Raw genomic sequence first — 26,439 nt, 5'->3', positions numbered from 1 at the left:
ATAGAAGTTAATTTGACTGTATCGTGTTTTCCTGCCGGATGTCAATTCAGGGAATGCTTATTTCGCGTGGCGAAATCAAACGCCCGAGAGCAGAGTGAATTGTTGAACGTCGAATAATCCCTGATCAGTCAGCTTGAGGGAAGGGATAACCGGCAGCGCCAAAAAGGACAGCGTCAAAAACAGCTGGAAGGTAGCCGGTGCCCCTACTGTGCGCAAAGCGTGCTCCAGTTCGTCGAGCCCCTGGCAAACGACTTCTGCCTTCTGATTGGACATCAATCCCGCAATCGGCAAAGCGAGGGCTGCCAGTACCTTACCGTCCTCAACAACGACCAAGCCCCCCTGCATGCTTTCAATCGTTTTCACGGCAAACAGCATATCGTCATCGTTCGTTCCTGCGACGATCAGGTTATGGGAATCATGGGCGACAGTGGATGCGATCGCCCCTTTTTGCAGACCGAGACCTTTGACGATCCCCAGCCCAACGTTGCCTGTGAGGTGATGGCGCTCAATGACTGCCATTTTCAACAGGTCCCGCTCTACAGAAGGAACAAACTCTCCCTGAACAGTCGGCACTTCTATTACAAGATGCTCCGTTACGATTTTGTTGGGAATGATGCCGATGACATGCGCCTTTTCGTTTCGAACGGGTATGGCAAACCTGTCTTTGGTCAGTGGCTTGATCCGAACACTTCCGGTCAGCTCCTCTGCTTTGGCAGCCACTTCAGCCGACTGCGGAGGAAGCATGTCTTCTACTACTCTTCCTTGCTCCGCTACGAGCCTGCCGTTTTTATAGACCTGATGAATCGCGACCTGCTCCAGATCGTCCAGCAGGAGAAAATCAGCTGTAAAACCTGGCGCAATCGCTCCCTTGTCATACAGCCTGAAGCATTCCGCCGCGTTCAGTGACGCCATCTGAATCGCAGTAATCGCCGGCAAACCTCGCTCGATTACCATCCGCACGTGATGATCGATGCTTCCTTCTCGGAGAAGCTCATCCAAATGCTTGTCATCCGTGACGAACAGGCATCTGCGCGAGTTGCGTTCGGTGACAACCGGCAGCAATGCCTCCAGGTCCTTGGCAGCCGTTCCCTGACGCAGCATCACGTACATACCGCGCTGCAGCCGATCTTTGGCTTCCTGGACAGTGACGCACTCGTGATCCGTTTTGATTTGTGCGGTCCGGTATACATTGATCGCCTGCACATCGAGCCCCGCTGCATGCCCATCAATCTGCTTATTTTGTGCCATCGTCGCGGTCAGCTTATCCAGCATGCCCTCGTCCGCATTCATAACGGAAGGGTAGTCCATGACCTCTGCCAACCCCAGTACACGCGGATGGGACAGAAACGGGTCAAGATCTGCCTGCGTAAGTACCGCGCCCGCATTCTCAAAGGAAGTCGCCGGTACACAAGAAGGAAGCATCACATGCACATCAAAGGGAAGTCCCTCTGAGGCTGCCAGCATAAACTCGATTCCACGCGCTCCCGCCACATTGGCGATTTCATGCGGATCCGTAATAACCGTTGTGACGCCGTGCGGCAATAGCACCCGCGCAAATTCAGCAGGAACCACCATCGAGGACTCGATATGCACATGTCCGTCAATAAAGGCAGGCGAGATGTACTTGCCTGCCGCGTCGATGACCGTATGTCCTTCGTACGCTCCAATCCCAACAAAGACACCGTCCGCAATCGCTACATCCCCTTGCAGCAGCTCCCCGTTGAAAACATCAATTATGGTTCCGTTTTTTATGACGATGTCGGCTTTTTCTCTGCCAGCCGCAGCAGCAATACGTTTTCGAAGGTGTTCCTTGGAGACCGTCACAGATGCCACTCCCTCTTCCTCGCGATATTTTCATTCACTACCCTGACGTAGTTTTTCCCATTAAACAATATCCGCTGCCGAAAAGGAAGACATCATTTCTGCGGGCTTGCCGATTACCCGAGAATCACCCTGCCGCTTTTCCTTGCCTCTCCCCCTGGGAGCAAGGACTCATCGAAATCCGCGAGGTAAGGAATGTGCGCGCGGGCTTTCCCGATCAGCTCAGGTTGTACGTCGTGAAGAAGAACGCATGCTTCTTCACGCGATGCCTCGCACAAAACCTGACCATCCGGCGCAACCAGCTTGCTTTTGCCGCAGCTGCCCTCTCCCACCGTATTCACACCCAGGATAAACACCGTATTGTCCAAGGCCCGGGCGGGAAGCTGGATGTCCCACCGGGTTTCTGCCCCAAAGCTCCACACAGACGGGACGATGATCAGCTCTGCCCCCTGCAGTGCCAGCAAACGGGCAGGCTCCGGGAATTCGATATCGTAGCAGATCAACACGCCAATTTTCCCCAGCGAGGTGTGGATGACCCGGTACTGTCTTTCTCCATTCGTAAAGCTGTCTTTTTCCTTTCCCCAGACAAACGACTTTCGATACGTGGCGAGCAGTTCTCCCGTTCGTTCCATCACCGCCAACGAAATATAGAGGTGATCCCCGTCTATTTCAGCGAAGGGGACGACGATAACCGTTCCCCATTTCCTCGCCAGGTCCCGAAAGAGGCTGACAGTCTTGCCATCTCGAGTCTCTGCCAATCGCAGGAATTCCTCCTTTTTCAAATGGTACCCGGTCTTCCATAGCTCGGGAAAAACCAGAAGCTCGGCTCCGTCCCTTACCGCCTGTTCTGCCATAAAAACGGCTTGCTGCACATTCGCGTCTGTCTGGCCAGAAGACGGTTTCATCTGAATGGCTGCCACTTTGCACATGTTTGATCCCCCTCACCGATTTATCGACGCTTCGTTTTCGTTCGAAAAAAAGGACCGGAACTTCCCCGGCCCAATCCATAACGTGCTTTCCTATTTACCTGAAGAAGACGAGCATGACTGGTCGACTTCCTTTTGGAACCAGGCAGCGAGCTTTTGGAAGTAAACACCGGGCTTTCCCGCTCCTACCTTTCGATCATTGACTTGAACCACGGGGACCGCCTCCTGCGTGGTACTCGTGATGATCACTTCATCGGCCACCTCGATGTCCTCCATCGTCAGACGGGTTTCGAGAACCGGCACATCCTGCTTCTTCAGAATCTCAATAATCTTTTGGCGCGTTATGCCATTGAGGATCGACTGGTCCGCGATCGGTGTCTTGAAGACCCCATCCTTTACAATGAACAGATTGGTGGAGGTCCCTTCCTTGACTTCGTTGTCACGGATAAAGATCGCTTCATGCCCGCCTCTTTGATGCGCTTTTTCTTTTGCCAATACATTGGGCAAGAGGCAGATCGACTTGATGTAGCAGTTGTGCCAGCGCTCATCGGGAAACGTGAACACCACTACACCCACCTCCTGTTGCTTCCCAAGATCAGGAACTCCCTCTTTCCAAACAATAAACAGATTGGCAGCAACCTCTTCGGGAAACAGATGATTGCGCGGCGCTGTTCCCCGGGTGACCTGAATGTAGACGGTCCCTTCGGCGATTTTGGTCTGAGCAATTCCGGCTTGGACAATCGCCGCAATCTCCTCCACCGTCTTCGGGAGGGTGAGCATAATGCTATGGGCAGATTGCTCCAGACGATCCAAATGTTCCTGAAGCGTAAAAGGTACTCCGCGATACAAGCGAATCATCTCGTAAACACCGTCACCGAATTGCAAGCCTCTCTCTTCGACGGGCAGCACCCGTTCATTCGGATCTATGAACCGTTCGTTAAAGAAAGCAAGATTTTGCCCCAATGGAATCTCTCCTTATCCCCTGCTTTTCTCAAAAGTCACGTCAAATACCGCTTTCGGAATGGCAAACTTCGCCGTTTTCAAGGGATTTACCATCTGGGATACACGCAAGTCACCGCTGATCCCCATCAAGCAGACGATTTCATTCGCCTCAGTGCCTTCGAGCCTTTCCCGCAAAAATTCAAACATGTACTCCGTTGCAAACTGGCAGGCCTCATCCATCGTCGCAGCGGAAGCGACCACATACACTTGCTCACGATCCTCCACAACGGGAGTCACAAAGCACTGCCCCTTCACCAATTCAACCTTTACCCGGACGCGACCGCCGATCTCCACGCCGCAAACAGTAGCTTCCCCATCCCCCATGAGCGCGTGCAAATCCCCGATCGCCAAGTTGGCGCCATCGACGGATACCGGCAAGTAGACGACTGCCCCTTCGGCAATTTCCTTGGTATCCATATTGCCGCCATGCGTCCCAGGAGAGTAGGTGGTGATGTCCCCACTCTTCGGGGAAACGCCAATGACGCCAATCATCGGTTTGATGGCGAGTGCGTGCTTTTCGTTAAAATGGACCTTGCCGCCTTCGACCCGAAGCTTTTTTACCTCAGGCTCAGCTACGTACTTGTGCAAAATCCCAGCACCTGGCCGCAGATACATCGTTCCTTCCTCATCCAGGTCAATTGAAATCACGGTGATCTTCAGGGTATCGCCCGGAACAGCGCCGTGAACGGCAACCGGTCCCGTAGCCGGATTCAATCCCTGCAGGGCAAACAGCTGATTTCTGGAGGGCGCATTCAACTGCTCCCGATAGCAATCGTACGTTTCAAACACGACTTCATCCCCGGAGGCTACCGTAAGCACTGGTTTGAGATCAGGGGCAAATGAATAGATATGATGCGTTTTCGCGACGACTTTCATGTCAAGCCTCCTTCCTTATCTGTGAGAGCTGCTTTGCCTTTCGCTTTCTTGTATACAGGGATACCAACAGACCCGCAAGACCGGCAGGCGAAAACCGCATGACGAGCACGAGAATCAGACCAAAGATCATCAAGTGATAGTTGCCAAATTCCTTTACGTACTCCGAGATCAGCTCCAGGGAAACGCCCCCCAGAATCGGCCCGATGAACGTACCCAAGCCTCCGATGACCGACATGGAGATAACGATCCCCATCTCTGTGATCGTCGCCATTTCCGGACTGACCAGCAGGGTGTAATGAGCCAAAAATGCACCTGCAAGTCCCGCGATCGCAGACGAGATGGCAAACACGATGACCTTGTGCCGTACGACCTTTGCTCCCATCGCGGCCGCGGCCGTCTCATCTTCGCGAATCGCGCGGATCGTCAAACCGAAGTCCGACTGCACCAGCTTCTGAATGCCCACAAAGACGACAATCACCACTAAGGCAATCGCTGTGTAGTAGTATGTGATCTTACTTCCTGCCTCCCCGAACAGTCCCGGAACACTGAGACCGACTTGCCCATTGGTGATTTCGTATTCCAAACTGATGACAATCCGATAGATTTCCGAGAACGCGATCGTCGTCAGCGCGAGATAGCTGCCACTCATGCGGAGCGTCAAGATCCCGATGATGATCCCGACGATCCCTGCTGCGATGGCACCAATCAGAATGGAGAAAACCGGGGGAATCCCCAGCTTCAGCGAGACCAGACCAGACGTGTACGCCCCCAGGGAGGACAGCGCCAGATGGGCAAAGGACACCTGCCCCGAATAGCCGGCCAACAAATTCCAGCTGGAGGATAAAATCACATAGAAGCACGCCAGGATGACGATGTGCAGCGTATACTCGTTAGCGAACAAAGGCAGTATCAACGCAATCAACAATAAGCCCAAGACGATTTTTTTGTCTAGTTGTTCCATTGTGCCCCTCCAAACAGCCCTCTCGGCTTACAGAGCAAAATCAGGATCAAAATGAGGAAGCTGTATACATCCCGGTAAGCCGGGGACAGAAAGAAAACACCCAAGCTCTCGACTAGTCCGACCAACAGCGAGCCATAGATCGCTCCTTTAATCGATCCCATCGATCCAAGCACGATGATCACAAAGGATTTGATCGCAGGTACCGTTCCCATGATGGGATAGACCAGAAAGACAGGACCGAGCAAAGCTCCCGCCGCTCCCGCCATGCATGCTCCTAGACCAAAGGCGATGCTGCCCAGTCGCTTGGCATTGATCCCCATGATGGCACTCGTATCCCGGTCCTGGGAGATTGCCCGAAGCGCCGTTCCCAGCCAGGTTTTATTGATAAGAAACAGCATAATAAGCAGCAGCGCTATCGCGATCAGGGCAGCCAGCACTTTTCCAGAGCTCAATGTGATTACCCCCAGATCAATCGTGCCGCCGGTGAGTGCAGGCGCGCTCTTTTGAAACGGTCCAAACACGGCGAGTGCCATATTGATCAAGAAGAGAGAAAGGCCAAAGGTAATGAGGAGTGCATACTCATCCTTTCGCTCAACCTTATTTTCATAGAGCGGAGTCAACAGCGCCTTTTCGATCAGCACGCCGAGAAAAAACGTCGCGAGAATCGCCACAAAGATTCCGGCAACCGGATGAAGCCCCATCGTCTGGCTTACAAAGTAGGAAGCATATGCACCCAGCATATAGAACTCACCATGCGAAAAGTTCACGATTTTGAGAACGCCAAAAATGACAGTCAAACCAAGCGCCATGAGACCGTAGATCGAGCCGATGATCAGCCCATTTACCAGCTGTGCCAAAAGCGGTGACAGTTCGTTCATATACAATCTCCTTTCGTCAAAACTTGAGCCAGGATTCAACGACCTGCTTCAGATTCTTCTCGATTTCGTCCGCTGCGCTCTCCGATGATACCTGTCCTCGCTCCAGCACATACACATGGTCCGAGTAACCTATGGACTCCCGGATATTTTGGTCCACCATCAAGAGTGTAATCCCCTCATCCCTCAGCTCGTGCAGGACGCGGTACACTTCTTTGGCGATTTTGGGGGAAAGCCCCGCAGACGGTTCATCCACCAGAATCAGCCTGGGTCCTGGCATCAAGGTACGTGCGATTTCCAGCATGCGCTTCTGACCGCCGCTCATCAAGCCGGCAGATTCGCTTCTTTTTTGCTTGAGGATCGGGAATTTTTCGTACATGTATTCGATCCGCTGAGCCACTCTCGCTGAGTCCTTTTTAAAAGACCAGGCGCCCAGCTTTAGATTTTCCTCAATCGTCAGGTCCGGAAAAACACTGACCCGCTGCAGCAGAAAGCCAATCCCCAAGCTCGCCAGCTGGTGAGAAGGCAGACCGCTGATTTCCTCCCCCTGAAAGCGAATCGAGCCCTTGCTTGGCGTCACGAAGCCGAAGATGGTTTTCAAGAGCGTTGATTTTCCTGCGCCGTTCGGTCCGATCAAGAGCGTCAGCTTGTTTTCTTTCGCGGATAGCGACAGGTTGTTCAAGATTTGGATTTTGCCGTACCCCGCTTCTACATTGGCTACTTCCAGCATCGTACTCCTCCTTAGCCCAGATAGGCTTCGACCACTTGCGGATTGGCGTGCACGGTCTTCGGGTCGCCATCCGCGATGACTTCCCCTGCCGCCACGGCAATCAGCCTCGTGCTCACTTCCATAATGGCCGGAATGTTGTGCTCGATCATCACAAAGGTCTTGCCACGCGCGTGCAGCTTCTGCAGCGTATCGAGAAAGTTTTGAATCATATTCGGGTGGAACCCGGCAGTTGGCTCGTCGAGGAAAATCAGCTCCGAATTCAGCATCACCGCACGAATAAACTCCAGCAGTCGCTGCTGCCCGATGGACAGGTTTTGCGCCTGCTCCGTGGCATGATTATGCAGCTTTACTAGCTCAAGCAGCTCCTGTGCTTCCTCTTCTGCCACCTTCCTGTCCTTTTTCAGCTGAATCGCGGGAATCATCAAGTTTTCCCAAACGGTGAGACGCTTGAATAAACGCAGATTTTGGAAGGTTCGGCCGATCCCCATACGTGCCTTTTCTTCCAAGGGTGCGCGGGTTATGTCCCTGTTTCGGTATTCGATGACGCCTTCATCGGGTTGATAAACCCCCGTGATCGTGTGGAGCAGCGTAGATTTGCCAGAGCCATTGGGACCGATGATGCCCACGATCTCTCCTTTATTGACCTGCAGGTTGACCTGATTGACGGCAACCGTGCCACCAAAACGTTTCGTCAAGTTGGTTACTTTTAGCACCTAATCCTTCCCTCCTTCTGCAAGCGTGCCTGTTTCGCATGGAAAAAGAGGCGAGGCTTTACGCTCGCCCCTTCCCCAGCTGTCTATTTGTCCGGTGTTGCGTACTTTGAGGTAGAGACATCTTTCGGGAATAGAATCTCCGCGTCATCCGGGCTTTGGTTGACCTGCGTGTACTGCATGAACAGCAGGGCAGGCAGCCAGTTATGGTAATCCACGCCCTTTTCAGAAGGGAAGGTAATGGTCCCTCTCGTCCCTAAAAGCTTTGCTTCCTCCAGCGCCTTCGTGATCTTGGCTGGTTCCGTGGAGCCAGCACGGGTAATCGCATCAGCCAAAAGCAGGACAGTGTCATAGGCATGCAGCGCTGCATAGGTCGGTTTCCGTCCGTTTTTCTCCTCGTACGCTTTCACCATCGGCTGCGTCAAATCCGTGAATTTGGCTTTTGGATGGTACGGTGCTTGCCAGACCAGGTACTTCGCAGCTTCCCCTGTCGTTTCCCAGATCTCCGGATATGCTGCATCTGCTCCTCCCATCAGCATCGCTGTTTTGGCCGATGGGGCGATTCCCAGTTCATGCGCTTGCTTCACAACGAGATAGCAACCAACACCTGTCATAATATTCAAAATAATATCAGGTTGAAAATCCTTGGTCAGATCGAGCAGCTGTGGAACGAAATCCTTGGTGTTGCGGTCTACCACGATGCTTTTAAACGGAATGTTTTTATCCGTAAGCTGTTTTTTCAAAAGGTCGACGTTCCCGATTCCCCAGTCGCTGTCTTCTGCCAGAATCGCTACGTTTTTATAGCCAGCAAATTCTACATACTCCACCACGCGTTTGGAAAACATCGAGTTGTTCGGTGCTACCCGGAAAATATTCTCATAGCCCTTTTCCGTAATCGCGTCTGACCAGGCTTCCGCTACGATAAACGGGATATTGTCGCGCTTTGCCACCTCGATCTCTGCCAATGCCGCAGAGCTGTGACCTTCCCCTGCAATCGCAACAACCTGCTCTTTCTTAATCAGCTTTTCCATCGCGGACTGCCCTTTTTCGGGTGAGCCCGCGCTATCCTCATAAAACAGCTGCAGCTGCTTGCCCAGCACGCCCCCCTTTTGATTGATGTCATCAACGGCGAGCTGCATCGATTTCTGAATTTCTTCTCCCAGCACTGGACTGCCCGGCGGCGTCAAAGGCCCGATCCCGCCAATCTTGATCACATCCGCCCCGCCTCCCCCAGCACTCGAGGCGCCGCTGGATTGCGTGGTGTTTGAAGCACATCCTGCCAACGAAAGCAGTGCTAACGAGAACGCCAGTGATAGAATCCCTACTTTTCGCAAGAGATAACCCCCTTCATCTATTTTTGCCGGCGTCTTATCGCATTTGCAAAATAGATGCCAATGCAAAAACCTCTAAGCAAAGTCTGCTCAAGAATGAGCAACTCCGCATTAGAGGAAGGGTGGTTCAGCTGACTCCTGAAAAATCCGGTTCATGCACAAGCTTAGATTATTCATCGGTGTATAATTCACGAATAAAAAGTGGTAAGATTGCCTATTTTCCAACTATTTATTTTTGACTAATCGTTATGCGTTATTGAATATTGTACTTTTTCAGCTTCCTGCTTACGCTCGGCTGGCTGATTCCTAGTGCTTCTGCCATTTTCGTTGTCGTCTTGTACATATCCAGAGCGCGCTGGAGCAGCTGCTTTTCTACTTCCTCCACTGCCTCTGCAATGGGAAGAAGGTTAAACACCTTGATCCCCTCTTTGCTGCTCGTCACACTATTTGCGATACTGCTTGGAATCTGCTCACTGGTGATGATATCCCCCTTCGTCGTCACGACCAGTCGCTCAATAAGGTTTTCCAGCTCGCGGACATTTCCTGGCCACTCGTACTTCTCCAAAATGTGATAGCACTTGTCGCTCAGCTGCTTGTTCAGGCAGTATTTACGCGAGTAGTATTCGAGAAAATAGCTGGTCAAAAGGGGAATTTCCTCGGGGCGCTCCCGAAGTGGCGGGATTTCCATGGGGATCACGTGAATCCGGTAATACAAATCTTCACGAAACTCTCCGTTCTCCACCATCTTCTTCAGATTTTTATTGGTTGCCGTGATCAGTTTGATATCGATCTTTTTGGGAGTCGAACCTCCCAGGCGGGTAATCGTTTTTTCGTGCAGGGTGGTCAATAGCTTTACTTGCAGCCGGAGCGGCAGTTCGCCGATCTCATCCAGAAACAAGGTTCCGCCATCTGCCTTTTCGATCAGACCGATCTTGCCCTCTTTGCCCGCCCCCGTGAACGCTCCCTTTTCATAGCCGAACAGCTCTGACTCGAGCAGCGTTTCCGGGATCGCCCCGCAATTGATCTGAACGAAATGCTTCTCCTTTCGCGGACTGTTCTGGTGAATGTACTTGGCCATCATCCCTTTCCCGACGCCCGACTCTCCCAGCAGGATGACGGTAGAATCGACCTGGGCCAGCCGTTGCGCCATCTCTACGATGTTCTCCATGCTGCTGCTTCGGTAGATAAAGGATGCGTCTTCCTTCTTTTCATTCGAGTACTTATCGAGCTCCTCAAAGTAAATCGTACTGAGGTTCTTCGCCTCGTTCAACTCGCTCTGCAGCTTTTCCTGGTGGGTGATGTCCGTCGAGATGTTGACGACCCCAAGAAAGGTTCCCTCCTTGTCGAATATGGGTGTCCCTACGACAAACAGTTTTCGGTTTTGAAAGGTGGTCTGAATCGTGTGGATTTTTTTCCGCTCGCGGATGACCCTCATCGTAATCGTCGGCTTGAAATAACCGAGGTTGTAGAAGTCTTCGATGTTTCTCCCCAGCATTTCATTGCGCGATACACCGATGAAATGCTCATACGTTTCCGTACAATAAATCGTTCTTCCTTCGGCGTCGGTCACGTGCACGATATCGAACAAGGAATTGAGCATGGCTTCCAAATCCATGTTGGTCATGCTGCTTTCACCTCCTAAGTAGATAAAAACCAGTGAAGCATCATTGCTTTTTCTCTTGAGATGAAATCCTGCATGTATGTCCTTCCATTTTGACTATAACAAGAACGAAAAAGCCCCACCAGTAGATTTTGGGACTGACCCCATAAGGTCAGTCCCTCTCCTACTGCTGGAGCTTTTGCTGTATCTGGCTTACTATTCTGTGACGGTTGTTTTTTCAGCGCTATCCTGCTCTTTTTCTTTTCGTGGGAAGGCTACTTTTTCAAAGGTTCCGTCCACTACTTTTTCGGCGATCGTTGCAAATTCAGCGCTGCGCTTGTCAGCCTCTTCTTGTGTCAGCTTGCCCGCTTTCACTGCTTCTGCGAGCTGCTCTTCCTGTTTGCTCACGAGAAGATCAATAACCTCCTGCTTTTCCACACCTTGCGCCTCTGCAATTGCTGCCAAGGATTTGCCTGCTGTCAGCTCTTCTTTGAATTTGGCTTCATCCAGTTTCAGCAGAGTGAGGAGCTCCTCATTTTTGCCGAAGCCAAATCCAAACATCATTTTCCCGTGGCCGCGATCTTGATGGGTGTTTTCCACCATGGCTTTTACGCGCTCTGCGGAGTTCTCCGTCATTTTATCTGCTTGCTCCTGCGTCAGCTTGCCAGCTTTCACCGCTTCTGCGAGCTTTGCTTCCTCTTGTTTAACCAGGAGAGCGATTACGTCGTCTTCATCCACGCCTTGTGCTTCAGCTACCTGTGCCAGCGTTTTGCCTGCTTTCAGCTCTTCGGAAAGCTTCGCTGCATCCAGATTCAGCAGGGTCAGCAGCTCTTCGTTTTTCTCATAGCCGAAACCGCCACCAAATCCGAAGCCGCCTGGCCCTTTGCCTTGATGCGTGTTTTCGAGTTGCTCTTTCACGCGATCTGCTGCGTTTTCATTCATTTTGTCCGCTTGCTCTTGCGTGAGCTTGCCTGCCTTCACGGCTTCCGCCAGCTTGTCTTCCTGTTGCTTCACCAGAAGCGCGATCACGTCGTCTTCATCCACGCCTTGTGCTTCAGCTACCTGTGCCAGCGTTTTGCCTGCTTTCAGCTCTTCGGAAAGCTTCGCTGCATCCAGATTCAGCAGGGTCAGCAGCTCTTCGTTTTTCTCATAACCGAAACCGCCACCAAATCCGAAGCCGCCTGGCCCTTTGCCTTGATGCGTGTTTTCGAGTTGCTCTTTCACGCGATCTGCTGCGTTTTCATTCATTTTGTCCGCTTGCTCTTGCGTGAGCTTGCCTGCCTTCACGGCTTCCGCCAGCTTGTCTTCCTGTTGCTTCACCAGAAGCGCGATCACGTCGTCTTCATCCACGCCTTGTGCTTCAACTACCTGTGCCAGCGTTTTGCCTGCTTTCAGTTCTTCGGAAAGCTTCGCTGCATCCAGATTCAGCAGGGTCAGCAGCTCTTCGTTTTTCTCATAGCCGAAACCGCCACCAAATCCGAAGCCACCGCGATGCCCCATGTTGCCACCGAATTTCACATCTGCTGGTTTATTCAAATCTTTGATTTGCTTTTGTGTTTGCGCTTGCGTTTGAGTCGTGTCAGCTGCCATTGCGCTTCCCAGACTTCCGATACTCAGCACGGCTGCCATTGCTCCCAAGAGCATTCCCATTTTTGCTTTGCTAAACATATATTCTCCATCCTTTCAACGCTTGGTTTCTTTTTTTGTGTACATTCTTCTCTTGTACAAGACCTAGTTTACTTGGACTTTCTTAGATTCCCGTTTGAGAAAAGTGGAAAACTGAAGGGAAAGTTAATTCCGTTTTTCCATATTTCCACCTTGAGCAAAGGTACCGTCCACCATGCTTTTCACTCTTGTTTCCAGATCGGCACCGCGCTTGTCTGCTTCCTCTTGAGACAGCTTCCCGGAAGCCACTTCCGAGTCCAGCTGATCCTTTTGCTGCTTGGTCAGCAGTGCCACTACTTCTTCTTTTGCTACTCCCTGCGCACTCGCCACATCCGCCAGCGTTTTGCCCGACTTGAGCTGCTCCTGCAGCTTGTCTGCATCCAGCTTGAGCAAGCTGGCGAGCTCCGCATTCGAGTGAAGATTCACGACGAAGCCCATGCCCCCTCGCGTCCCTCTCTCCTGTGCGGTGCGTTCGATCTGCTCCTTGATTCTTTCGCTCGCGTTCTCTTTCATGCTGTCTACCTGCTCTTGTGTCATCTTGCCCGCCGCCACGGCCTCATTCCATTTCGTTTCCTGCTGCTTTACAAGTAGATCGATTACGCTGTTTTCATCCACGCCTTGTGCTTTGGCCACCTCTGCAAGTGTCAGTCCCGCTTTGAGCTGTTCATCCAGCTTGGCACCATCGAGCTTCAGGAGCGTCTGCAAGTCGGCATTATCCTTGTAAGAGATGCCGCCGTCGAATCCGCCTCGCTCCATTCTGCCTGCTCCTGGTCCTCCTCCTGGTCCTCCTCCGCTCCTGTCTCCCCCGTGCTTGCCTGCTGCGGCAGCCTGATCATTCTGGCCTGTTTCGGTGCCGTTCGCACTGTTCGAGCAACCGATTGTTCCTAACGTGCACATTGCCACCACTGTTCCGAGCAGCATTCCCTTTTTCACATGACTGAGCATACGTCCTCCATCCTTCCATTGCCTCATTTCATTTGATTTCCCGGCACCCGATACGTTACCGCGATTATTTTAGAATTTCGTTTGAGCCATATGGAATTTTGGAGGAAAGACAGACAGAAAGACAAAAAGAAAAAAGCAGAAGCCCATTTGCTTCTGCCTTTTCGTATTTTTGATTATTCTGCTGCCTTCTTCTCAGCCTTTGGTTGATGCTTGCTTTCTACCATCTTTTTCGCGAATGCCTCCAGCTCTTCGCTGCGCTTATCCGCGTTTTCCTGTGTCAGCTTACCTGCTTCTACTTCCTGGGCCAATTTCTCTTTTTGCTGTTTGACGAGAAGCGCGACGACCTCATCCTCCGATACTCCTTGTGCTTGTGCTACTTCGGCCAGTGATTTGCCTGCTTTCAGCTCTTCAGCAAGCTTCGTTTCATCCAATTTCAGCAGCGCGAGGAGGTCTTCGTTTTTACCGAAACCGAAGCCCATCCCTTTACCGTGGCCACGATCTTGATGGGTGCTTTCTACCATTGCTTTTACTTGTTCGGATGCTTTCTCGCTCAATTGGTCCGCTTTTTCCTGTGTCAGCTTGCCCGCTTTCACGGCTTCTGCTACCTTTTCTTCCTGCTGCTTGACCAAGAGAGCCACAACGTCATCCACAGCTACTCCCTGTGCTTCTGCTACGGCAGCCAGCGATTTGTCTGCTTTCAGCTGTTCCGAAAGCTTATCTGCATCTAGCTTCAAAAGGGACAGCAGCTCCTCATTTTTATCATAACCGCCAAATCCGAAGCCTTTTCCGAAGCCACGCTCCTGATGCGTTTTTTCGATTTGCTCTTTCACACGGTCTGCTGTATTTTCACTTTGTTTGTCCGCTTGCTCTTGTGTGAGCTTACCAGCCTTCACGGCTTCTGCCAGCTTGTCTTCATGCTGCTTCACCAACAGAGCAATCACATCGTCTTCATCCACGCCCTGCGCTTCTGCGATCGCTGCCAATGTTTTGCCCGCTTTGAGCTCTTCCGAAAGCTTAGCTGCATCCAATTTCAAGAGGGACAGCAGCTCTTCGTTTTTGTCATAGCCGCCAAATCCGAAGCCTCGACCTTTGTCTTGTTGAGTATTTTCCAGCTGTGCTTTTACACGATCCGCTGCGTTTTCATTCATTTTATCCGCTTGCTCTTGCGTCAGCTTCCCTGCTTTCACGGCCTCTGCCAGCTTCTCTTGCTGTTGTTTGACCAGCAGCGCGACCACATCGTCTTCGTCCACGCCCTGTGCTTCCGCGATCTGCGCCAGTGTTTTGCCTGCCTTCAGTTCTTCGGAAAGCTTATCTGCATCCAGATTCAAGAGGGACAGCAGCTCTGTGTTTTCTTTGAAGGAAGCCCCGAAGCCAATGCGGTGGTGCCCCATTTTGTCTCCAAATTTCACATCTGCTGGCTTATTCAAATTTTGTGTTTGTGTTTGCGTTTGTGTTTGTGTCTCATCGGCTGCAAAAGCACTTCCGAAGCTTCCGATGCTAAGTACAGCTGCCATCGTTCCTAAAAGCATACCCATTTTCGCTTTGCTAAACATATCGTCAATCCATCCTTTCATCGCTCGGTAAGTTTCTCGCACCTCTTTCGGTACAAGGCTAGTTTACTTGGGCTTTTTTAGATTTCCGTTTGAGAAAAGTGGAAATGTGACGGGAAAGTCATGGCGGGTATGTAAAAACGAGAAAGACCGCAAAAAAACAAAGAGGACGGCAGTAGACCGTCCCCTCTCCCTTACTTATTTGCCGCCGATGCCGTACGTGGACTGGGCGACTTTCACCATCTCTTCTTCTGGCAGGTCTCCCGCCATCATAAACTCTACGCCATCCAGCTCCCATGTGAGGTAGCGGCGATTGTCGTTCGTCTGTGCCAGGACGCCGATCGTAAAGCCCAGATCAATCGGCATGCCCTGCTCATAGGATACAGAAGCTTCTGTCGGACGCGCCTCGGTCAGCTTGTAGTTATAGGCTCCTTGGTAGCTGAGGACGACTGTACGCACTCCGTCTCTTGTCACAGGCTCGATGTCGCCTTGCTGTACGCCCTCTGGAACGTAGGTCGGTACGATGACACCGAACTGACTGGACGGCACCTGTGCGACTTGCCCATTCGGCTGTGCCATAGTCGGGATCGAAGGCAGCGAGCTGGTCGTCATATTGCGGTCTTTGTCAAACGCATCCTTGTCAAAGGATGGATTGAATACAAACTCAGAAAAGTCAATCTTCACCAGCGGATTCATGCTCGAATCCATAATCTCTGCGTGCGTAGGTTTGAAATCTTCCGTCAGCCAGATTTTTTGCTTGGTCAGGGAGCGATTGCCGCTGTAGTTTGCTTTGACCTCAAACACATACTGCTTGTCATCCATTTTCATCTGACGCTCAGCATCGTCAATGATGCTGCGGATGAGCGTTTCGTACAGGTAGAGCGGTCCGTTGTTTTCAGGCCAGCCGCTTTGGAAACGGAAGCTCTTGTTCAGATGTGGCGTGAGAACGAATACCCCTTCACTGTTCCGCAGGATAATCTGGGTGATGCCACGCTGCTTGGAGGTCAGTGCTACCCGATAATTGGTCGGTTTCTCGTACCATACCTGAACATCGTACTCCATGGGAGTCGAGCCAGTTTGCATGGTCAGCACTGCTTGAGACTTGTAGCCAGCCATTTTGTCCAGCGTACCGCTCAAGTCACTCACCACATCTTCGGGTGTTTTTTGACCAAAGCAGCCGCCGAGCAGCAGGGTGAAGACCAACAATAACACCAGTGGAAAAGCTGCCCGTTTCATTCAATGAACTCCTCCTTGTCAACATTTTCGACAAAGAAGGGCATCCCTGTCTATTTCCTGGGAAATCTGTCAGTCTTTCGCCTCTTGGAGCGCACATCTTGTCATGACAGGCACAGTCTTCTAGGTGAGGATGTGATATCGCTTGGATCGGCATCAAGACTTACCCTTCCTGTGTAAGAGCAGGTAGTCCCTCCTGATCTACGCGATATAAATGTATGTCCATCCTCGTCCCAATATGCAGACAAGTTTACAGCTTTTCCAATACAACCTGTGCAACCGCATGTGACTGGCTGTGGGTAATACTCAAATGGACTCTCACCTGTGCTGCGTCCAATCCCACCCTGCTGTAAACGGCTGCGTCAAACGTCATCTCAGGCTTGCCGCCCGGGGCTGGCAATATCTCCATATCGAGAAAGCTGACTCCCTCTCCGATCCCGGTACCCAACGCTTTCGCACCTGCTTCTTTCGCTGCATACCGTCCTGCGACGAATTCGGCTTGTCTTGCCTGTGATTTACCCGCCAGCAGCTCTTGCTCGCGAGGGGTGAGAAAACGGCTTAACGCTTTCGGCTGTCTTTTTAGCAGCTTATCGATCCGTTCGATTTCAATCATATCCAGTCCGATTCCTATAATCATTGTTCCCTAACGCTCCTGTCTACTTTCCTACTGCAGTCAACGTACCACTCCCCATCATTGTTGGCAAGCCACTTTGATGCCAACCCTTATTTACCTGAGTAACGAAAACAACCCCCGCATATCGCGAGGGTTGATTGCCGCAGGCTACTACTCAGTAGCTTGGCCAGCTTGTTGACCAGATTTCGCAGCGGATTGTTGGTTCTGACGGCGAACCTCAGACACGTTAGTCTCGCTTGCGAATTCAGTAGCTGTATTTTGCGCTGCTTGCGCGTTTTTCGCTTGATTCATACCAGCTTGTTTGTTTTGTTTAGGCATCGTTCCATTCACCTCCTCGACGTCACTGAATATAATTTGTACCGCTCCCCCCTCAGGTATCCGCCCCTGTTTTTTCCAGCTTACAGGCAAAAAAAGAACGAATATGTGCAAGCTAAGTGTACAGGACATCTGGGGAAGTGCCGACGCAGGCAGGAATTGTCCCGTAAAAGGCGAAAGAATGTTTTCGATTTCGATTCTACACGTTGGAAAGGAGTGTCGTCCCATGGCGAACACCGTTATCATTTACACACAAACTACCTGCGGACCATGTCAGGAGGAAAAGATGTGGCTCACCAGCCAGCAGGTTGCCTTCGAAGACAGAGACATTCGGAAAAACGATGCCTATTTTCAAGAAGCCATTAGTCTCGGGGCCAGCATGACGCCTGTGACTCTGATAAAAAAAGACAATGGTGAGGATATCGTCATTCACGGCTTCGACAAGGAAGCACTGAAAGAAGCTTTATCGTTGTAATTTCTAAAGGGGAGCGACCACACTCGGTGGTTCGCTCCTCTTTTACGTTCGTCGGTAAACTCTTCCTTAGTCCTTTGTTGATAAATAAAAAAAGCGCAGGATCGGGTAGATCCAACGCTTTCCAAAAAAGACCGATCAGCCGAAAGAAGGCTCGTTCTCGACTGATTTTTGTTTGATGACAGGCGACATGTCCGGTAGATGAGAAAGAATCTGCTGAACTGCTGGAGCGCACTCCGTATTAACTGAGTAGAAAACCCACGGTCCTTTACGGCGTTCTTTTACCAAACCATGTGTTTTTAACTTCGCTAAGTGCTGAGAAACAGAGGGTTGGGAAGTTTGCAGAATCTCCACGAGATCACGGACACACAAGGACTGAACTTGCAGGAGAGCCATGATCGTCAGTCGCGTCTTGTCGCCAAGCAGCTTATAAACCTCGGACAAAAACAGTACCTGCATTAAATCCATTTCCATACTAACCCACCTTTGCCTTGCTTATCTGTTTCCCAGTATACAATATGTTTTGTTCGGTGGGGAAGATATGAACGTAAAAGTTCCGTGAAAGCTCATGAAAAATCCTGCCTTTTCATGGCCTCAATCAGCTTGTCCGCAGTGCGTGCAGCCAGCGCCATTACTGTGTTTGTCGGGTTGCTTGCCCCCGATGTTACGAAGGTCGAGGCCCCCGCTATGAAAAGGTTGGAAATGTCGTGAGTTTGTCCAAATTCGTTGACGACCGAGCTCGCCGGGTCATTCCCCATCCGGCACCCCCCCATTAGATGAGCCGTGTCCGAGACGACATGCTCCGGGGTTCCCCCCATCGCTTCCACAATCTGTTTCATTTGCCCAATCGCATGCTGATAGAGCAGACGGTCATTTTCCTGGTAGCTAAAGGTAACCTTGGGAATCGGCATGCCATACTCGTCTTTTTCCCCGCTTAGCGTAACCGCATTGTCTGGATGAGGCAGCACTTCCCCTACAAGTGTCACACGTGCATACATGTTGTAATCCAGCATGGTTTCCCGCAGCTGTTTTCCCCATAAAAACGATCCATCCTCGCGCTCCGCCGCAATCGCCCCAGCCATACCCACCGGCCTCGCACCGTGTGCATTTAGTGTATAGCCACGAGCAAAGCCCCTGTCGCGCTCTGTTTCATAGAAATGCTGGGTCAATGCTAGAACAGGTGTCCCTTTGTACAGACGAACCTCATCGGGCAATCGACCATACACATCGTGACTGGAGTGAGGCATAATCGCTTTTCCTACCCAGCCACTGGAATTAGCCAGCCCGTTTGGAAAACGCGAAGTCGCAGAGTTCAGCAGCAGCCGCGGCGTCTCAATCACGAACCCGGCCAAAATGACGACACGTGCCATTTGGCGGTGCGTCAAACCATCGTGGTTGAAAAGAACACCGCTCACCCGGTCTCCAGCCATTAAAATTTCCGTCACCATACAGTCAGACAGAACCTCTGCCCCCTCTGCAATAGCTTTGGGAATATGGTGAACCAACCCGCTGTATTTGGCATTCGGCATACAGCCTTGGTTGCAGAAGCCGCGGTTGATGCAGGGCGGCCGCCCATCAAATGGGGCAGACAGGATCGCCAGCGGCGCCACTACGCTCTCGTACCCCAGCTTTTCACAGGCTTCCCGGAATAGCTGGGAGTTTGCGCTGATCGGCTCGCGCACCGGGTACGGATACGGCCCCTGAAAAGCGCCCCACGGAAAATAGGACGGACCGGATACCGCGATTTCCCGCTCGATTTTGTCATAATACGGAGCGAGATCGTGGTAGGTAATCGGCCAATCCTCTCCTACCCCATCCACCGTCCTGGTTTTAAAATCACTTTCATGAAAACGGAGGAACACGCCGGTAAAATGCACGGTCCCCCCTCCCACTCCACGGCCTGAATTGTTATGTCCCAGCCTGAGAGGATCCTTCCCCGTTACGAGCCGGGTCTCTTGCCAGGCGAGCCTGCGCATGGAAAGCTCATCACTGGCAAAATCGCTCTGCGGGTCCCAGAATGGCCCAGCCTCGATGACGACGACGCGCAATCCTGCTTTTGCCAGCTCATGGGCAAGTACGCCTCCTGCCGCTCCTGCGCCGACAATGCACACATCGCATTCCTCTGCATATTTGCGGTTATCCAAGCTGCTCGAGCGATATCCATCGTAATGATCGCTGTGGTGCATGACCCGGTCGTCACTTGCCATTTGCCTTCGCCTCCCATGGATCAGTCAGACCTTTCTCCACCCGGACATACCCGCGTGGATACGCTGGACCGCCATAACCGATATCGGACCAGACCAACGGGTGAGAATAATAAGCGGATACCGTATCGTGCAAAAGTTGTTTGAAAAAATCAGAGGGGACTACTCCCGCCCACGCTTGTGGATCCTTTGCCTGTCCTTTGGAAACAGCTTGCAAAACAGCCTGCTGCTCCTCGGGCTTCGCTCCCATGAAGCCTTTCCCATACATCGCGTGACACTCCGCATCTACCCCTGCCAAGCCGAGTCGATACAACTGTTTTTTCGGCGGTACCCCGACTTTTCGTTGTGACTCTCCGATGGGACTCGCTGCCGAATCATCCAGATGCTGCGTCACGAAGGTCAACACTTCCAGCCGATGCTCGTTGACCAGCACGCCGACAAGGGTTTGCAGGAGGAACGCTTCCTCTTTGGTAAAAAACTGATGGGCCACCTGCGGCGTTTTTCGGGAGCCTACGATTTTCTTGGTGTGACCGTCCCATTCCGTGTGCTGATCCCACACGTCATATGTCGGGTAGCGACTTTCCTCAGCCATTCACTGTCACCCCCAATACAGGGCAATAAGCCCCAGTGCTGCAACTGCCGTCATCAAGAGCGGCAAGATAATCGGCGGACCCACCTGGAAATTCTGACCCTGCGAAAATCCGCCGACGCGCTGCCCGACACCGACCGTATGCAAATAGGCTCCAAAGACTCCCCCTGCCATCCCTACGACCATCATGAATGCAAACAGCCACCGCAGCCATCCGGCATTCAGAAACGATAGAATAATAGCTGTCACCGCAAACAGCGGCAGCTCAATGACGGGCAGCCACATGGCCCAATGGCGGAAATTTTGACGGGAGTGAAACAGCGTGACCTGAACAGCAATCATGGCAAAAGCAAGTCCTGTAAACAAAATGAGGACACGTTCGATTGGCCAACCATGCCACATGGAAACTTCCTCCTTTACTGAGTTGCGCCTATTTTTTCCTTGGGTGGTGTTTCCTATTCGGGTGGCTTGGGGAGGAAAAAGAAGAAAAAAGCTGCGGCTAGTAGGGACACTGCATGGGGGATTCACTTGCCGGCTCCGTTCAAAAGAGGAACGGCGTCCAAAAGCAGCCTGCTCTGGATGCGTTCGCACGTTGGACGCGGATTGTTCCTCTTTTTGCACTTCACCTCGGGGGTGTCCCTCATGCTCTTTACCAACAAACAAAAACCCGCTGACTCGTTTCGCCAGCGGGTTTGCTCCTAGTAAAACCATTTCAATGTCAAATACAGCCCAAGCAGGGTGATCAATAGCGTCGGCACGGTGAGGACGACTCCTGTTTTGAAATACTGCCACCACGTGATTTTGACGTCTTTTCTGCCGAGGACGTGGAGCCAGAGCAGGGTGGCCAGCGAACCGATCGGGGTGATTTTGGGGCCGAGGTCGCTGCCGATCACATTTGCGTATATCATCGCTTCACGCATCACGCCTTCTGCTCCCGTAGATCCGATGGCGAGGGCATGAAACATGACCGTCGGCAGGTTGTTCATCACAGAGGATAGGATCGCTGAAATGAAGCCCGCCCCGACCGTTACAGCTAGCAGACCATGATCCATAAGCACATTCAGCAAATCTTTGACTAGATCCGTCAGCTTCGCATTGTGCAAGCCCCAGACAACTACGTACATGCCAATCGAGAAGATGACGACGACCCACGGCGCTTCTTTGACGATGCGGCGCATTTGGATCACCGGACTGTTTTTGGCAGCCAGACAAAAGATGAGCGCGGCTCCCGTGATAATAAAAGAAACGGGTACGTGAATCGTCTCGCTGAAAAAAAATCCGACCAGCAGCATAGCGAGAATCGGCCAGGACCATCGAAACAGCTTGAAGTCCCGAATCGCTTCTCTCGGACTTTTTAGCAGGTTCAAATCCACCTGAGCGGGAATGCTCTTGCGAAAGTAAAGAAACAGAACAGCCAGACTCGCACCTGCTGAAAACAGCGTTGGCAAAACCATCCGTGACGCGTATTCGGCAAAGCCGATCCCAAAATAATCGGCGGACACGATGTTGACCAGGTTGCTCACTACGAATGGCAGCGAGCTCGTATCCGCAATAAAGCCACTCGCCATCACAAAAGCCAGCACCATCTTCGGATCGAGCTGTAGAGCTCGCACCTGCGCCAGTACGATCGGCGTCAAAATCAGTGCCGTCCCATCATTGGTAAACAGGGCGGAGACGATGGTGCCCAATAAAATCACGTAGACGAACATCAGGCGTCCGTTGCCTTTTGCCAGTCTGGCCATGTGCAGAGCCGCCCACTCGAAGAACCCGATCTCATCTAAGATAAGAGAAATGATGATGATGCCAACCAGGGCGAAGGTTGCGTTCCAGACAATCGAGGTAACTTCCCCGACATCCGCAAATGACACCACTCCCGTCGCAAGAGCCAGGATCGCTCCCCCGACAGCAGGATAACCAATCGACATTCCGCGCGGCTGCCAAATGACTAAAGTCAGCGTTGCTAAAAAGATAAGAATTGAGATCCAGACCACTTGCTATTTCCCCTCTGTTTCACTCTCTCGTTTCGTTTCAGCCATACCATAAAACTTGGCTACATCAAGCCTTCTGGCGGTTCCTTAGCTGCCCTTATACGGAAAAAGAGCAGGCCCCAAAGAGCCCACTCTTCCTACCTTACTACAATTCACATTTATCCGAAACGTCCAGTAATGTAATCCTCTGTACGTTTGTCGCACGGATTTTGGAAAATCACAGGCGTCGCGTCAAACTCGACCAGCTCTCCATTGAGGAAAAAAGCCGTCCTGTCAGAGATGCGTGCCGCCTGCTGCATATTGTGCGTCACGATGACGATCGTGTAGATGCTCTTCAGCTCTTCCAGCAGCTCTTCGATTTTCGCCGTCGAGATGGGGTCGAGTGCCGATGTCGGTTCGTCCATCAGCAAAATTTGCGGCTGCACAGCCAAAGCGCGCGCAATGCACAGACGCTGCTGCTGCCCACCTGAAAGACCTGTCGCAGGTTTTTTCAGCACGTCTTTGACCTCATCCCACAAAGCGGAGGCCCGCAGACTGTTTTCCACGATTTCATCAAGCTTATACCGATCGGTCAGCCCATGCAGCTTGGGACCGTACGTGATGTTGTCATAAATGCTTTTCGGGAACGGGTTCGGGTGTTGAAACACCATCCCGATGTTTTTGCGCAAGCGTTCTACCTCGACACCCGAGCTGTAAATGTCCTCGTCAAACACTTTTACGCTCCCTGTAATCTTTGTATTGGCAACCGAATCGTTCATCCGGTTCAACGTCCTCAAAAAAGTGGATTTCCCACAGCCAGATGGTCCAATCAGGGCAGTGATGGAGTTCGGTTCCACATCGAGATTTATATCGTAGAGGGCCTGCTTATTACCGTAGAAGAGGTTTAACTCTCGAACTGCAATCACACTCATACGGTCTTCGCTCCTTCGTCAATGGCGTCATTCGTTACTCATTCACTATAGCTTGCCATTGTTATGGCTATGTAAGGTCTGTATTAAGTTTTCTTAAAGATTTCAGCCCAGGTAAAGATCTGGTAAATATTACTGTCAAACCATATACGCTCTACCCGGCAAATCCTACAATAAGGCTGAACGTTTTGTCAAATAAGGGGAGAGCACGTGATGCTGAGAAAAAAACGTAAAGGCAATTCGTCTATTCATTACCGCTCCATCTTCACTCGGCTGTTTTTCGGAACGATGGCAATGGTCGTCGGCATGATGGCCATCGCGGCATTTTTTATCAGTTCTCAATCCGAAGCCATGCTGAATGAAAAAACGCGCCAGCAGTTGCTGGACGCCTCCAACACCGCCATGCAGAAAGCCATCAGTCGCGTACACACCATCGAGTCTGCCCTGCAATCCTTTGGTTCCTCGTACAAAAACAGCAAGCTGTCAAACGGCCAGATGTTTGGTATCCTGACCGACATCGTTACTGCCAACCCAACGATATCCGAAATCCAGGTAGCGAAAACCGATGGAAGCTACCTAACGTTTCCCGGGTCCCCTCTATCAGGTGATTACGACCCGCGCAAATCAGACTGGTTTGCGGGAGCACTGGAAAAGAAATCGACCTTTGTTTCAGATGTCTTTCAGTTTTCCCAAACGGAGTTTCCCAAGATCGCCGTCTCCCTCCCCCTGCTAAGCGAGAGTGAAGAGTCTGTCGGTGTGATCGTCGCTTTTCTCTCTGTTCCCAAGCTCAGTGAGTTCATCGGGGAAATCAGACTAGGTGATACCGGCTATGCCATGATCGTGGATCGCCTGGGCAAGCTTGTTGCCCATCCAGACAAGACTTACGCACTCAAGCGGCCCGCGATGGACCAGCTCAGCATCGTCAAAGAGATGCTTTCCGGTCAAGCGGGCTTCGAACAAGTAACCCTGCAAGGAGCCGAGTACTACGGCGCCTATCAATTCGACAGCTCCCTCAAATGGGGAATGATCGTCGTCCAATCGGTCGCAGAGGTAAAGCGCGAGGTCCACACCCTGCAGCTGACGATACTCGCTGTCTCCATCGTCGGAATCGCGGCACTGGCTGCCCTCCTCTACGTATTCGTCCGCAAAATTGTCACGCCGGTGAAAGAAGTTCAACAAAAGATGTCGTCTTTCAGTAAGGGAGAACTGTTCCAAACGATGCAAGTGCAGACCAATGATGAGATCCGTCAGCTTGCCGACAGCTTTAACAGCATGAGCAGCCAGATCCGGTCGATCATCGGCAAAATCCAGCACGTCATCGTAGACGTCAAGCAGGTGGCTCATCATGTCGGCAACGGTTCTCGGCATTCCCACGCGATGCAGAGCGAAGTCGTGGCTGTCTCGGAGCGCCTTTCACAGGAAATGGATCATCAGCAGCTGCAGATAGAGGGTATCCATACGACCATGTCTGGCATCACAGCGGAAATATCCCGAATCACGGAATCGATGGAAGCTGCCGTCCTGCAAAATCACGAATCTCGCAAGCAAAGTGTCAAAGCCTCTTCTTCTATCGATGCGTTAAAGGAAAGCATGCAAAAGATTTCAGAGGACATGAAATCGTCGCTGCATGCGATGTCTGCCATGAAGGATAGCATGGTCGATATCCGAGACATTCTCCACTTGATTTCGCAAATCTCCAAAAGAACCAAGCTGCTGTCCTTCAATGCTCGGATTGAGGCATCCCGTGCAGGTCAAGCCGGTTTGGGCTTTGGAGTCGTAGCCGATGAAATCCGTCAGCTGTCCGAGCAAACGGAAGAAGCAACAGCACGCATTGAGCAAGTCATCCAATCCGGAGAATCACGCATGGAGCGCGTCTCGGACTGCTTGGAAATAACGGATCAGGCGACGATCAGCGGCATTCACACACTCCACCAGGCGACAGACATCTTTCAGCAAACGGTTCGGATCAGCGAAGCCATCACCGCCCAGTTTGAAACGATCCGTGAGCTCTCTGCTTCCATACACGTCCAAAGTCAATCCATCCAGGAGAGAGTAGACCATCTTTCCTTGTCGGCACAGGAAGTCGTCTTTGGCACACAGCAGGCGGTTGCCTCCAATCAGGAGAGCCTGTCACTGTCCGAGCAGTTCCTGCATGATTCGGAACGTCTGGCAGGCATCATCGAAGATCTGGAACAGGAAATCCGCTTCTTTTGCACAGAGGAAAAAGCAACTGCCTGAGTAAAGGAAAAAAACAGTATAAGAAAAACAGCTCCATCCACGAGCAAGAGATCGCTTGGGATGGAGCTGTTTTCTGCCATTTGTTTCTTATCCAAAACGGCCGCTGATGTACGCTTCCGTTTTTTCATTTTCAGGTGAGGTGAATATTTTCGACGTCTCATTCATTTCTACGAGCTCTCCTAGCAGGAAGAAAGCCGTTTTCTCGGAGATACGAGCTGCCTGGTGCAGGTTGTGCGTCACGATCACGATCGTGTACTCTTCCTTCAGCTGCATGACCAGCTCCTCGATCTTCATGGTGGAAATCGGGTCGAGCGCAGAGGCTGGCTCATCCAATAGCAGGATCGTTGGCTGCATCGCGATCGCACGTGCGATGCACAGTCGCTGCTGCTGCCCACCGGACAGGGAGAGTGCCGAGTCCTTCAGCCGGTCCTTCACTTCATCCCACAAGGCTGCCTTGCGAAGGCTGCTTTCTACCAGGTCATCCAGCTCGCGTTTGTCTCTCATGCCGTGAAAGCGAGGAGCAAAGGCAATATTCTCATAAATGGATTTGAAAAAAGGATTGGCGCGCTGGAAAACCATTCCGACCACCTGTCGCAGCCCTTCGATGTTGACCTGCTCGCTGCCTATGTCGATGCCGTCTACCACAATCGAGCCTGTCACACGACAAGACGGTACCAGGTCGTTCATTCGGTTCAAGCTGCGCAAAAGCGTAGACTTCCCGCATCCGGACGGACCGATAAAAGCTGTCACCGAATTGCGCTCAATATCCATGTTAATATTGTTAACTGCACGTTTTTCTCCATAAAAAACGGAAACATCGCGCGTTTGAATAATCGTATCTTGCATGGTGAGTACGGACATAGCTT

Annotated in this window: 25 protein-coding genes; 2 read left to right on the top strand and 23 right to left on the bottom strand. The window is 51.7% G+C overall.

Going from position 1 to position 26,439, the window contains the following annotated elements:
* Positions 1-75 precede the first annotated feature (75 nt).
* From ade to EDM59_RS22770, 16 genes are all read right to left on the bottom strand, one after another.
* The gene (gene ade / locus EDM59_RS22845) at positions 76-1,824 is read right to left on the bottom strand and encodes an adenine deaminase (protein WP_122925728.1); all 1,749 of its coding nucleotides are present in this window, start codon (positions 1,822-1,824) and stop codon (positions 76-78) included.
* A gap of 113 nt (positions 1,825-1,937) precedes the next feature.
* Complete coding sequence (locus EDM59_RS22840; protein ID WP_122925727.1) at positions 1,938-2,750, bottom strand: nitrilase-related carbon-nitrogen hydrolase; 813 nt, start codon at positions 2,748-2,750, stop codon at positions 1,938-1,940.
* Positions 2,751-2,840: 90 nt separating this feature from the next.
* Positions 2,841-3,710, bottom strand: coding sequence for a D-amino-acid transaminase (gene dat / locus EDM59_RS22835; RefSeq protein WP_183193008.1), 870 nt, complete (start codon positions 3,708-3,710; stop codon positions 2,841-2,843).
* 12 nt (positions 3,711-3,722) lie between these two features.
* Positions 3,723-4,625 (bottom strand): acetamidase/formamidase family protein, encoded by a 903-nt coding sequence (locus EDM59_RS22830; RefSeq protein WP_122925725.1) that lies wholly within the window; start codon positions 4,623-4,625, stop codon positions 3,723-3,725.
* Between the two features lies 1 nt (position 4,626).
* The gene (locus EDM59_RS22825; RefSeq protein ID WP_122925724.1) at positions 4,627-5,586 is read right to left on the bottom strand and encodes a branched-chain amino acid ABC transporter permease; all 960 of its coding nucleotides are present in this window, start codon (positions 5,584-5,586) and stop codon (positions 4,627-4,629) included.
* Entirely contained in the window at positions 5,574-6,464 is an 891-nt protein-coding gene (locus EDM59_RS22820) for a branched-chain amino acid ABC transporter permease (RefSeq protein WP_122925723.1), read from the bottom strand. The genes EDM59_RS22825 and EDM59_RS22820 overlap by 13 nt, the downstream gene beginning before the upstream one ends.
* A 16-nt stretch (positions 6,465-6,480) precedes the next feature.
* Positions 6,481-7,191: an ABC transporter ATP-binding protein gene (locus EDM59_RS22815; protein WP_122925722.1), complete on the bottom strand. Its 711-nt coding sequence runs from the start codon at positions 7,189-7,191 to the stop codon at positions 6,481-6,483.
* Positions 7,192-7,202: 11 nt separating this feature from the next.
* Positions 7,203-7,904: an ABC transporter ATP-binding protein gene (locus EDM59_RS22810; protein WP_122925721.1), complete on the bottom strand. Its 702-nt coding sequence runs from the start codon at positions 7,902-7,904 to the stop codon at positions 7,203-7,205.
* Between the two features lie 83 nt (positions 7,905-7,987).
* The gene (locus EDM59_RS22805; RefSeq protein WP_183193007.1) at positions 7,988-9,235 is read right to left on the bottom strand and encodes an ABC transporter substrate-binding protein; all 1,248 of its coding nucleotides are present in this window, start codon (positions 9,233-9,235) and stop codon (positions 7,988-7,990) included.
* 250 nt (positions 9,236-9,485) lie between these two features.
* Positions 9,486-10,856 (bottom strand): sigma-54 interaction domain-containing protein, encoded by a 1,371-nt coding sequence (locus EDM59_RS22800; protein ID WP_092270925.1) that lies wholly within the window; start codon positions 10,854-10,856, stop codon positions 9,486-9,488.
* A 192-nt stretch (positions 10,857-11,048) separates the two neighbouring features.
* Entirely contained in the window at positions 11,049-12,500 is a 1,452-nt protein-coding gene (locus EDM59_RS22795; RefSeq protein WP_122925719.1) for a hypothetical protein, read from the bottom strand.
* A gap of 123 nt (positions 12,501-12,623) precedes the next feature.
* Positions 12,624-13,469 (bottom strand): hypothetical protein, encoded by an 846-nt coding sequence (locus EDM59_RS22790; RefSeq protein ID WP_148040852.1) that lies wholly within the window; start codon positions 13,467-13,469, stop codon positions 12,624-12,626.
* Positions 13,470-13,615: 146 nt separating this feature from the next.
* Complete coding sequence (locus tag EDM59_RS22785) at positions 13,616-14,995, bottom strand: coiled-coil domain-containing protein (RefSeq protein WP_246011191.1); 1,380 nt, start codon at positions 14,993-14,995, stop codon at positions 13,616-13,618.
* 195 nt (positions 14,996-15,190) lie between these two features.
* On the bottom strand, positions 15,191-16,228 hold the full coding sequence (locus tag EDM59_RS22780; protein WP_122925717.1) for a DUF4367 domain-containing protein: 1,038 nt from the start codon (positions 16,226-16,228) through the stop codon (positions 15,191-15,193).
* Between the two features lie 247 nt (positions 16,229-16,475).
* Positions 16,476-16,862 (bottom strand): holo-ACP synthase, encoded by a 387-nt coding sequence (gene acpS / locus EDM59_RS22775; RefSeq protein WP_122925716.1) that lies wholly within the window; start codon positions 16,860-16,862, stop codon positions 16,476-16,478.
* Positions 16,863-17,009: 147 nt separating this feature from the next.
* Positions 17,010-17,177 (bottom strand): gamma-type small acid-soluble spore protein, encoded by a 168-nt coding sequence (locus EDM59_RS22770; protein WP_092270910.1) that lies wholly within the window; start codon positions 17,175-17,177, stop codon positions 17,010-17,012.
* A gap of 223 nt (positions 17,178-17,400) precedes the next feature.
* Between EDM59_RS22770 and EDM59_RS22765 the strand changes: the two genes are divergently transcribed.
* A complete protein-coding gene (locus EDM59_RS22765) occupies positions 17,401-17,649 on the top strand; it encodes a glutaredoxin family protein (RefSeq protein WP_122925715.1) in 249 nt (82 codons plus the stop codon).
* A gap of 135 nt (positions 17,650-17,784) precedes the next feature.
* Here the strand turns inward: EDM59_RS22765 and EDM59_RS22760 are convergent, their stop codons facing one another.
* The 6 genes from EDM59_RS22760 to pstB (EDM59_RS22735) form a co-directional block, all read right to left on the bottom strand.
* Positions 17,785-18,120 (bottom strand): ArsR/SmtB family transcription factor, encoded by a 336-nt coding sequence (locus EDM59_RS22760; protein WP_092270904.1) that lies wholly within the window; start codon positions 18,118-18,120, stop codon positions 17,785-17,787.
* A 92-nt stretch (positions 18,121-18,212) separates the two neighbouring features.
* Complete coding sequence (locus EDM59_RS22755) at positions 18,213-19,832, bottom strand: GMC family oxidoreductase (protein ID WP_122925755.1); 1,620 nt, start codon at positions 19,830-19,832, stop codon at positions 18,213-18,215.
* A 10-nt stretch (positions 19,833-19,842) separates the two neighbouring features.
* Positions 19,843-20,442 carry a gluconate 2-dehydrogenase subunit 3 family protein gene (locus EDM59_RS22750; RefSeq protein ID WP_122925714.1) on the bottom strand — a complete coding sequence of 200 codons (600 nt, stop codon included), beginning with the start codon at positions 20,440-20,442 and terminating at the stop codon, positions 19,843-19,845.
* 6 nt (positions 20,443-20,448) lie between these two features.
* Positions 20,449-20,841: a hypothetical protein gene (locus EDM59_RS22745; RefSeq protein ID WP_122925713.1), complete on the bottom strand. Its 393-nt coding sequence runs from the start codon at positions 20,839-20,841 to the stop codon at positions 20,449-20,451.
* Positions 20,842-21,137: 296 nt separating this feature from the next.
* Positions 21,138-22,430: an arsenic transporter gene (locus EDM59_RS22740; protein WP_122925712.1), complete on the bottom strand. Its 1,293-nt coding sequence runs from the start codon at positions 22,428-22,430 to the stop codon at positions 21,138-21,140.
* 155 nt (positions 22,431-22,585) lie between these two features.
* Entirely contained in the window at positions 22,586-23,338 is a 753-nt protein-coding gene (gene pstB / locus EDM59_RS22735; RefSeq protein WP_122925711.1) for a phosphate ABC transporter ATP-binding protein PstB, read from the bottom strand.
* A gap of 210 nt (positions 23,339-23,548) precedes the next feature.
* Here pstB (EDM59_RS22735) and EDM59_RS22730 point away from each other — a divergent pair, with 210 nt between their 5' ends.
* Positions 23,549-25,573, top strand: a complete 2,025-nt coding sequence (locus tag EDM59_RS22730; protein WP_122925710.1) for a methyl-accepting chemotaxis protein — start codon at positions 23,549-23,551, stop codon at positions 25,571-25,573.
* 87 nt (positions 25,574-25,660) lie between these two features.
* Here EDM59_RS22730 and pstB (EDM59_RS22725) read toward each other — a convergent pair whose 3' ends face one another.
* Positions 25,661-26,434 (bottom strand): phosphate ABC transporter ATP-binding protein PstB, encoded by a 774-nt coding sequence (pstB, locus tag EDM59_RS22725; protein ID WP_122925709.1) that lies wholly within the window; start codon positions 26,432-26,434, stop codon positions 25,661-25,663.
* Positions 26,435-26,439 lie beyond the last annotated feature (5 nt).

The sequence above is a fragment of the Brevibacillus nitrificans genome (assembly GCF_003710965.1).
In the GTDB taxonomy this organism is placed as follows: Bacteria; Bacillota; Bacilli; order Brevibacillales; family Brevibacillaceae; genus Brevibacillus; species Brevibacillus centrosporus.
The sequence above is the reverse complement of the archived record's forward strand: the minus strand, read 5'-3'. Positions and strand labels throughout refer to the sequence as shown.

Bases quoted from the DNA above. Each gene is read 5' to 3' on its own strand.
- EDM59_RS22840 (WP_122925727.1), bottom strand. From the start codon at position 2,750: ATGTGCAAAGTGGCAGCCATTCAGATGAAACCGTCTTCTGGCCAGACA.
- EDM59_RS22830 (WP_122925725.1), bottom strand. From the start codon at position 4,625: ATGAAAGTCGTCGCGAAAACGCATCATATCTATTCATTTGCCCCTGAT.
- EDM59_RS22825 (WP_122925724.1), bottom strand. From the start codon at position 5,586: ATGGAACAACTAGACAAAAAAATCGTCTTGGGCTTATTGTTGATTGCG.
- EDM59_RS22820 (WP_122925723.1), bottom strand. From the start codon at position 6,464: ATGAACGAACTGTCACCGCTTTTGGCACAGCTGGTAAATGGGCTGATC.
- EDM59_RS22815 (WP_122925722.1), bottom strand. From the start codon at position 7,191: ATGCTGGAAGTAGCCAATGTAGAAGCGGGGTACGGCAAAATCCAAATC.
- EDM59_RS22800 (WP_092270925.1), bottom strand. From the start codon at position 10,856: ATGACCAACATGGATTTGGAAGCCATGCTCAATTCCTTGTTCGATATC.
- EDM59_RS22795 (WP_122925719.1), bottom strand. From the start codon at position 12,500: ATGTTTAGCAAAGCAAAAATGGGAATGCTCTTGGGAGCAATGGCAGCC.
- EDM59_RS22790 (WP_148040852.1), bottom strand. From the start codon at position 13,469: ATGAGGCAATGGAAGGATGGAGGACGTATGCTCAGTCATGTGAAAAAG.
- EDM59_RS22785 (WP_246011191.1), bottom strand. From the start codon at position 14,995: ATGTTTAGCAAAGCGAAAATGGGTATGCTTTTAGGAACGATGGCAGCT.
- EDM59_RS22780 (WP_122925717.1), bottom strand. From the start codon at position 16,228: ATGAAACGGGCAGCTTTTCCACTGGTGTTATTGTTGGTCTTCACCCTG.
- acpS (WP_122925716.1), bottom strand. From the start codon at position 16,862: ATGATTATAGGAATCGGACTGGATATGATTGAAATCGAACGGATCGAT.
- EDM59_RS22770 (WP_092270910.1), bottom strand. From the start codon at position 17,177: ATGCCTAAACAAAACAAACAAGCTGGTATGAATCAAGCGAAAAACGCG.
- EDM59_RS22765 (WP_122925715.1), top strand. From the start codon at position 17,401: ATGGCGAACACCGTTATCATTTACACACAAACTACCTGCGGACCATGT.
- EDM59_RS22760 (WP_092270904.1), bottom strand. From the start codon at position 18,120: ATGGAAATGGATTTAATGCAGGTACTGTTTTTGTCCGAGGTTTATAAG.
- EDM59_RS22755 (WP_122925755.1), bottom strand. From the start codon at position 19,832: ATGCACCACAGCGATCATTACGATGGATATCGCTCGAGCAGCTTGGAT.
- EDM59_RS22750 (WP_122925714.1), bottom strand. From the start codon at position 20,442: ATGGCTGAGGAAAGTCGCTACCCGACATATGACGTGTGGGATCAGCAC.
- EDM59_RS22745 (WP_122925713.1), bottom strand. From the start codon at position 20,841: ATGTGGCATGGTTGGCCAATCGAACGTGTCCTCATTTTGTTTACAGGA.
- pstB (WP_122925711.1), bottom strand. From the start codon at position 23,338: ATGAGTGTGATTGCAGTTCGAGAGTTAAACCTCTTCTACGGTAATAAG.
- EDM59_RS22730 (WP_122925710.1), top strand. From the start codon at position 23,549: ATGCTGAGAAAAAAACGTAAAGGCAATTCGTCTATTCATTACCGCTCC.
- pstB (WP_122925709.1), bottom strand. From the start codon at position 26,434: ATGTCCGTACTCACCATGCAAGATACGATTATTCAAACGCGCGATGTT.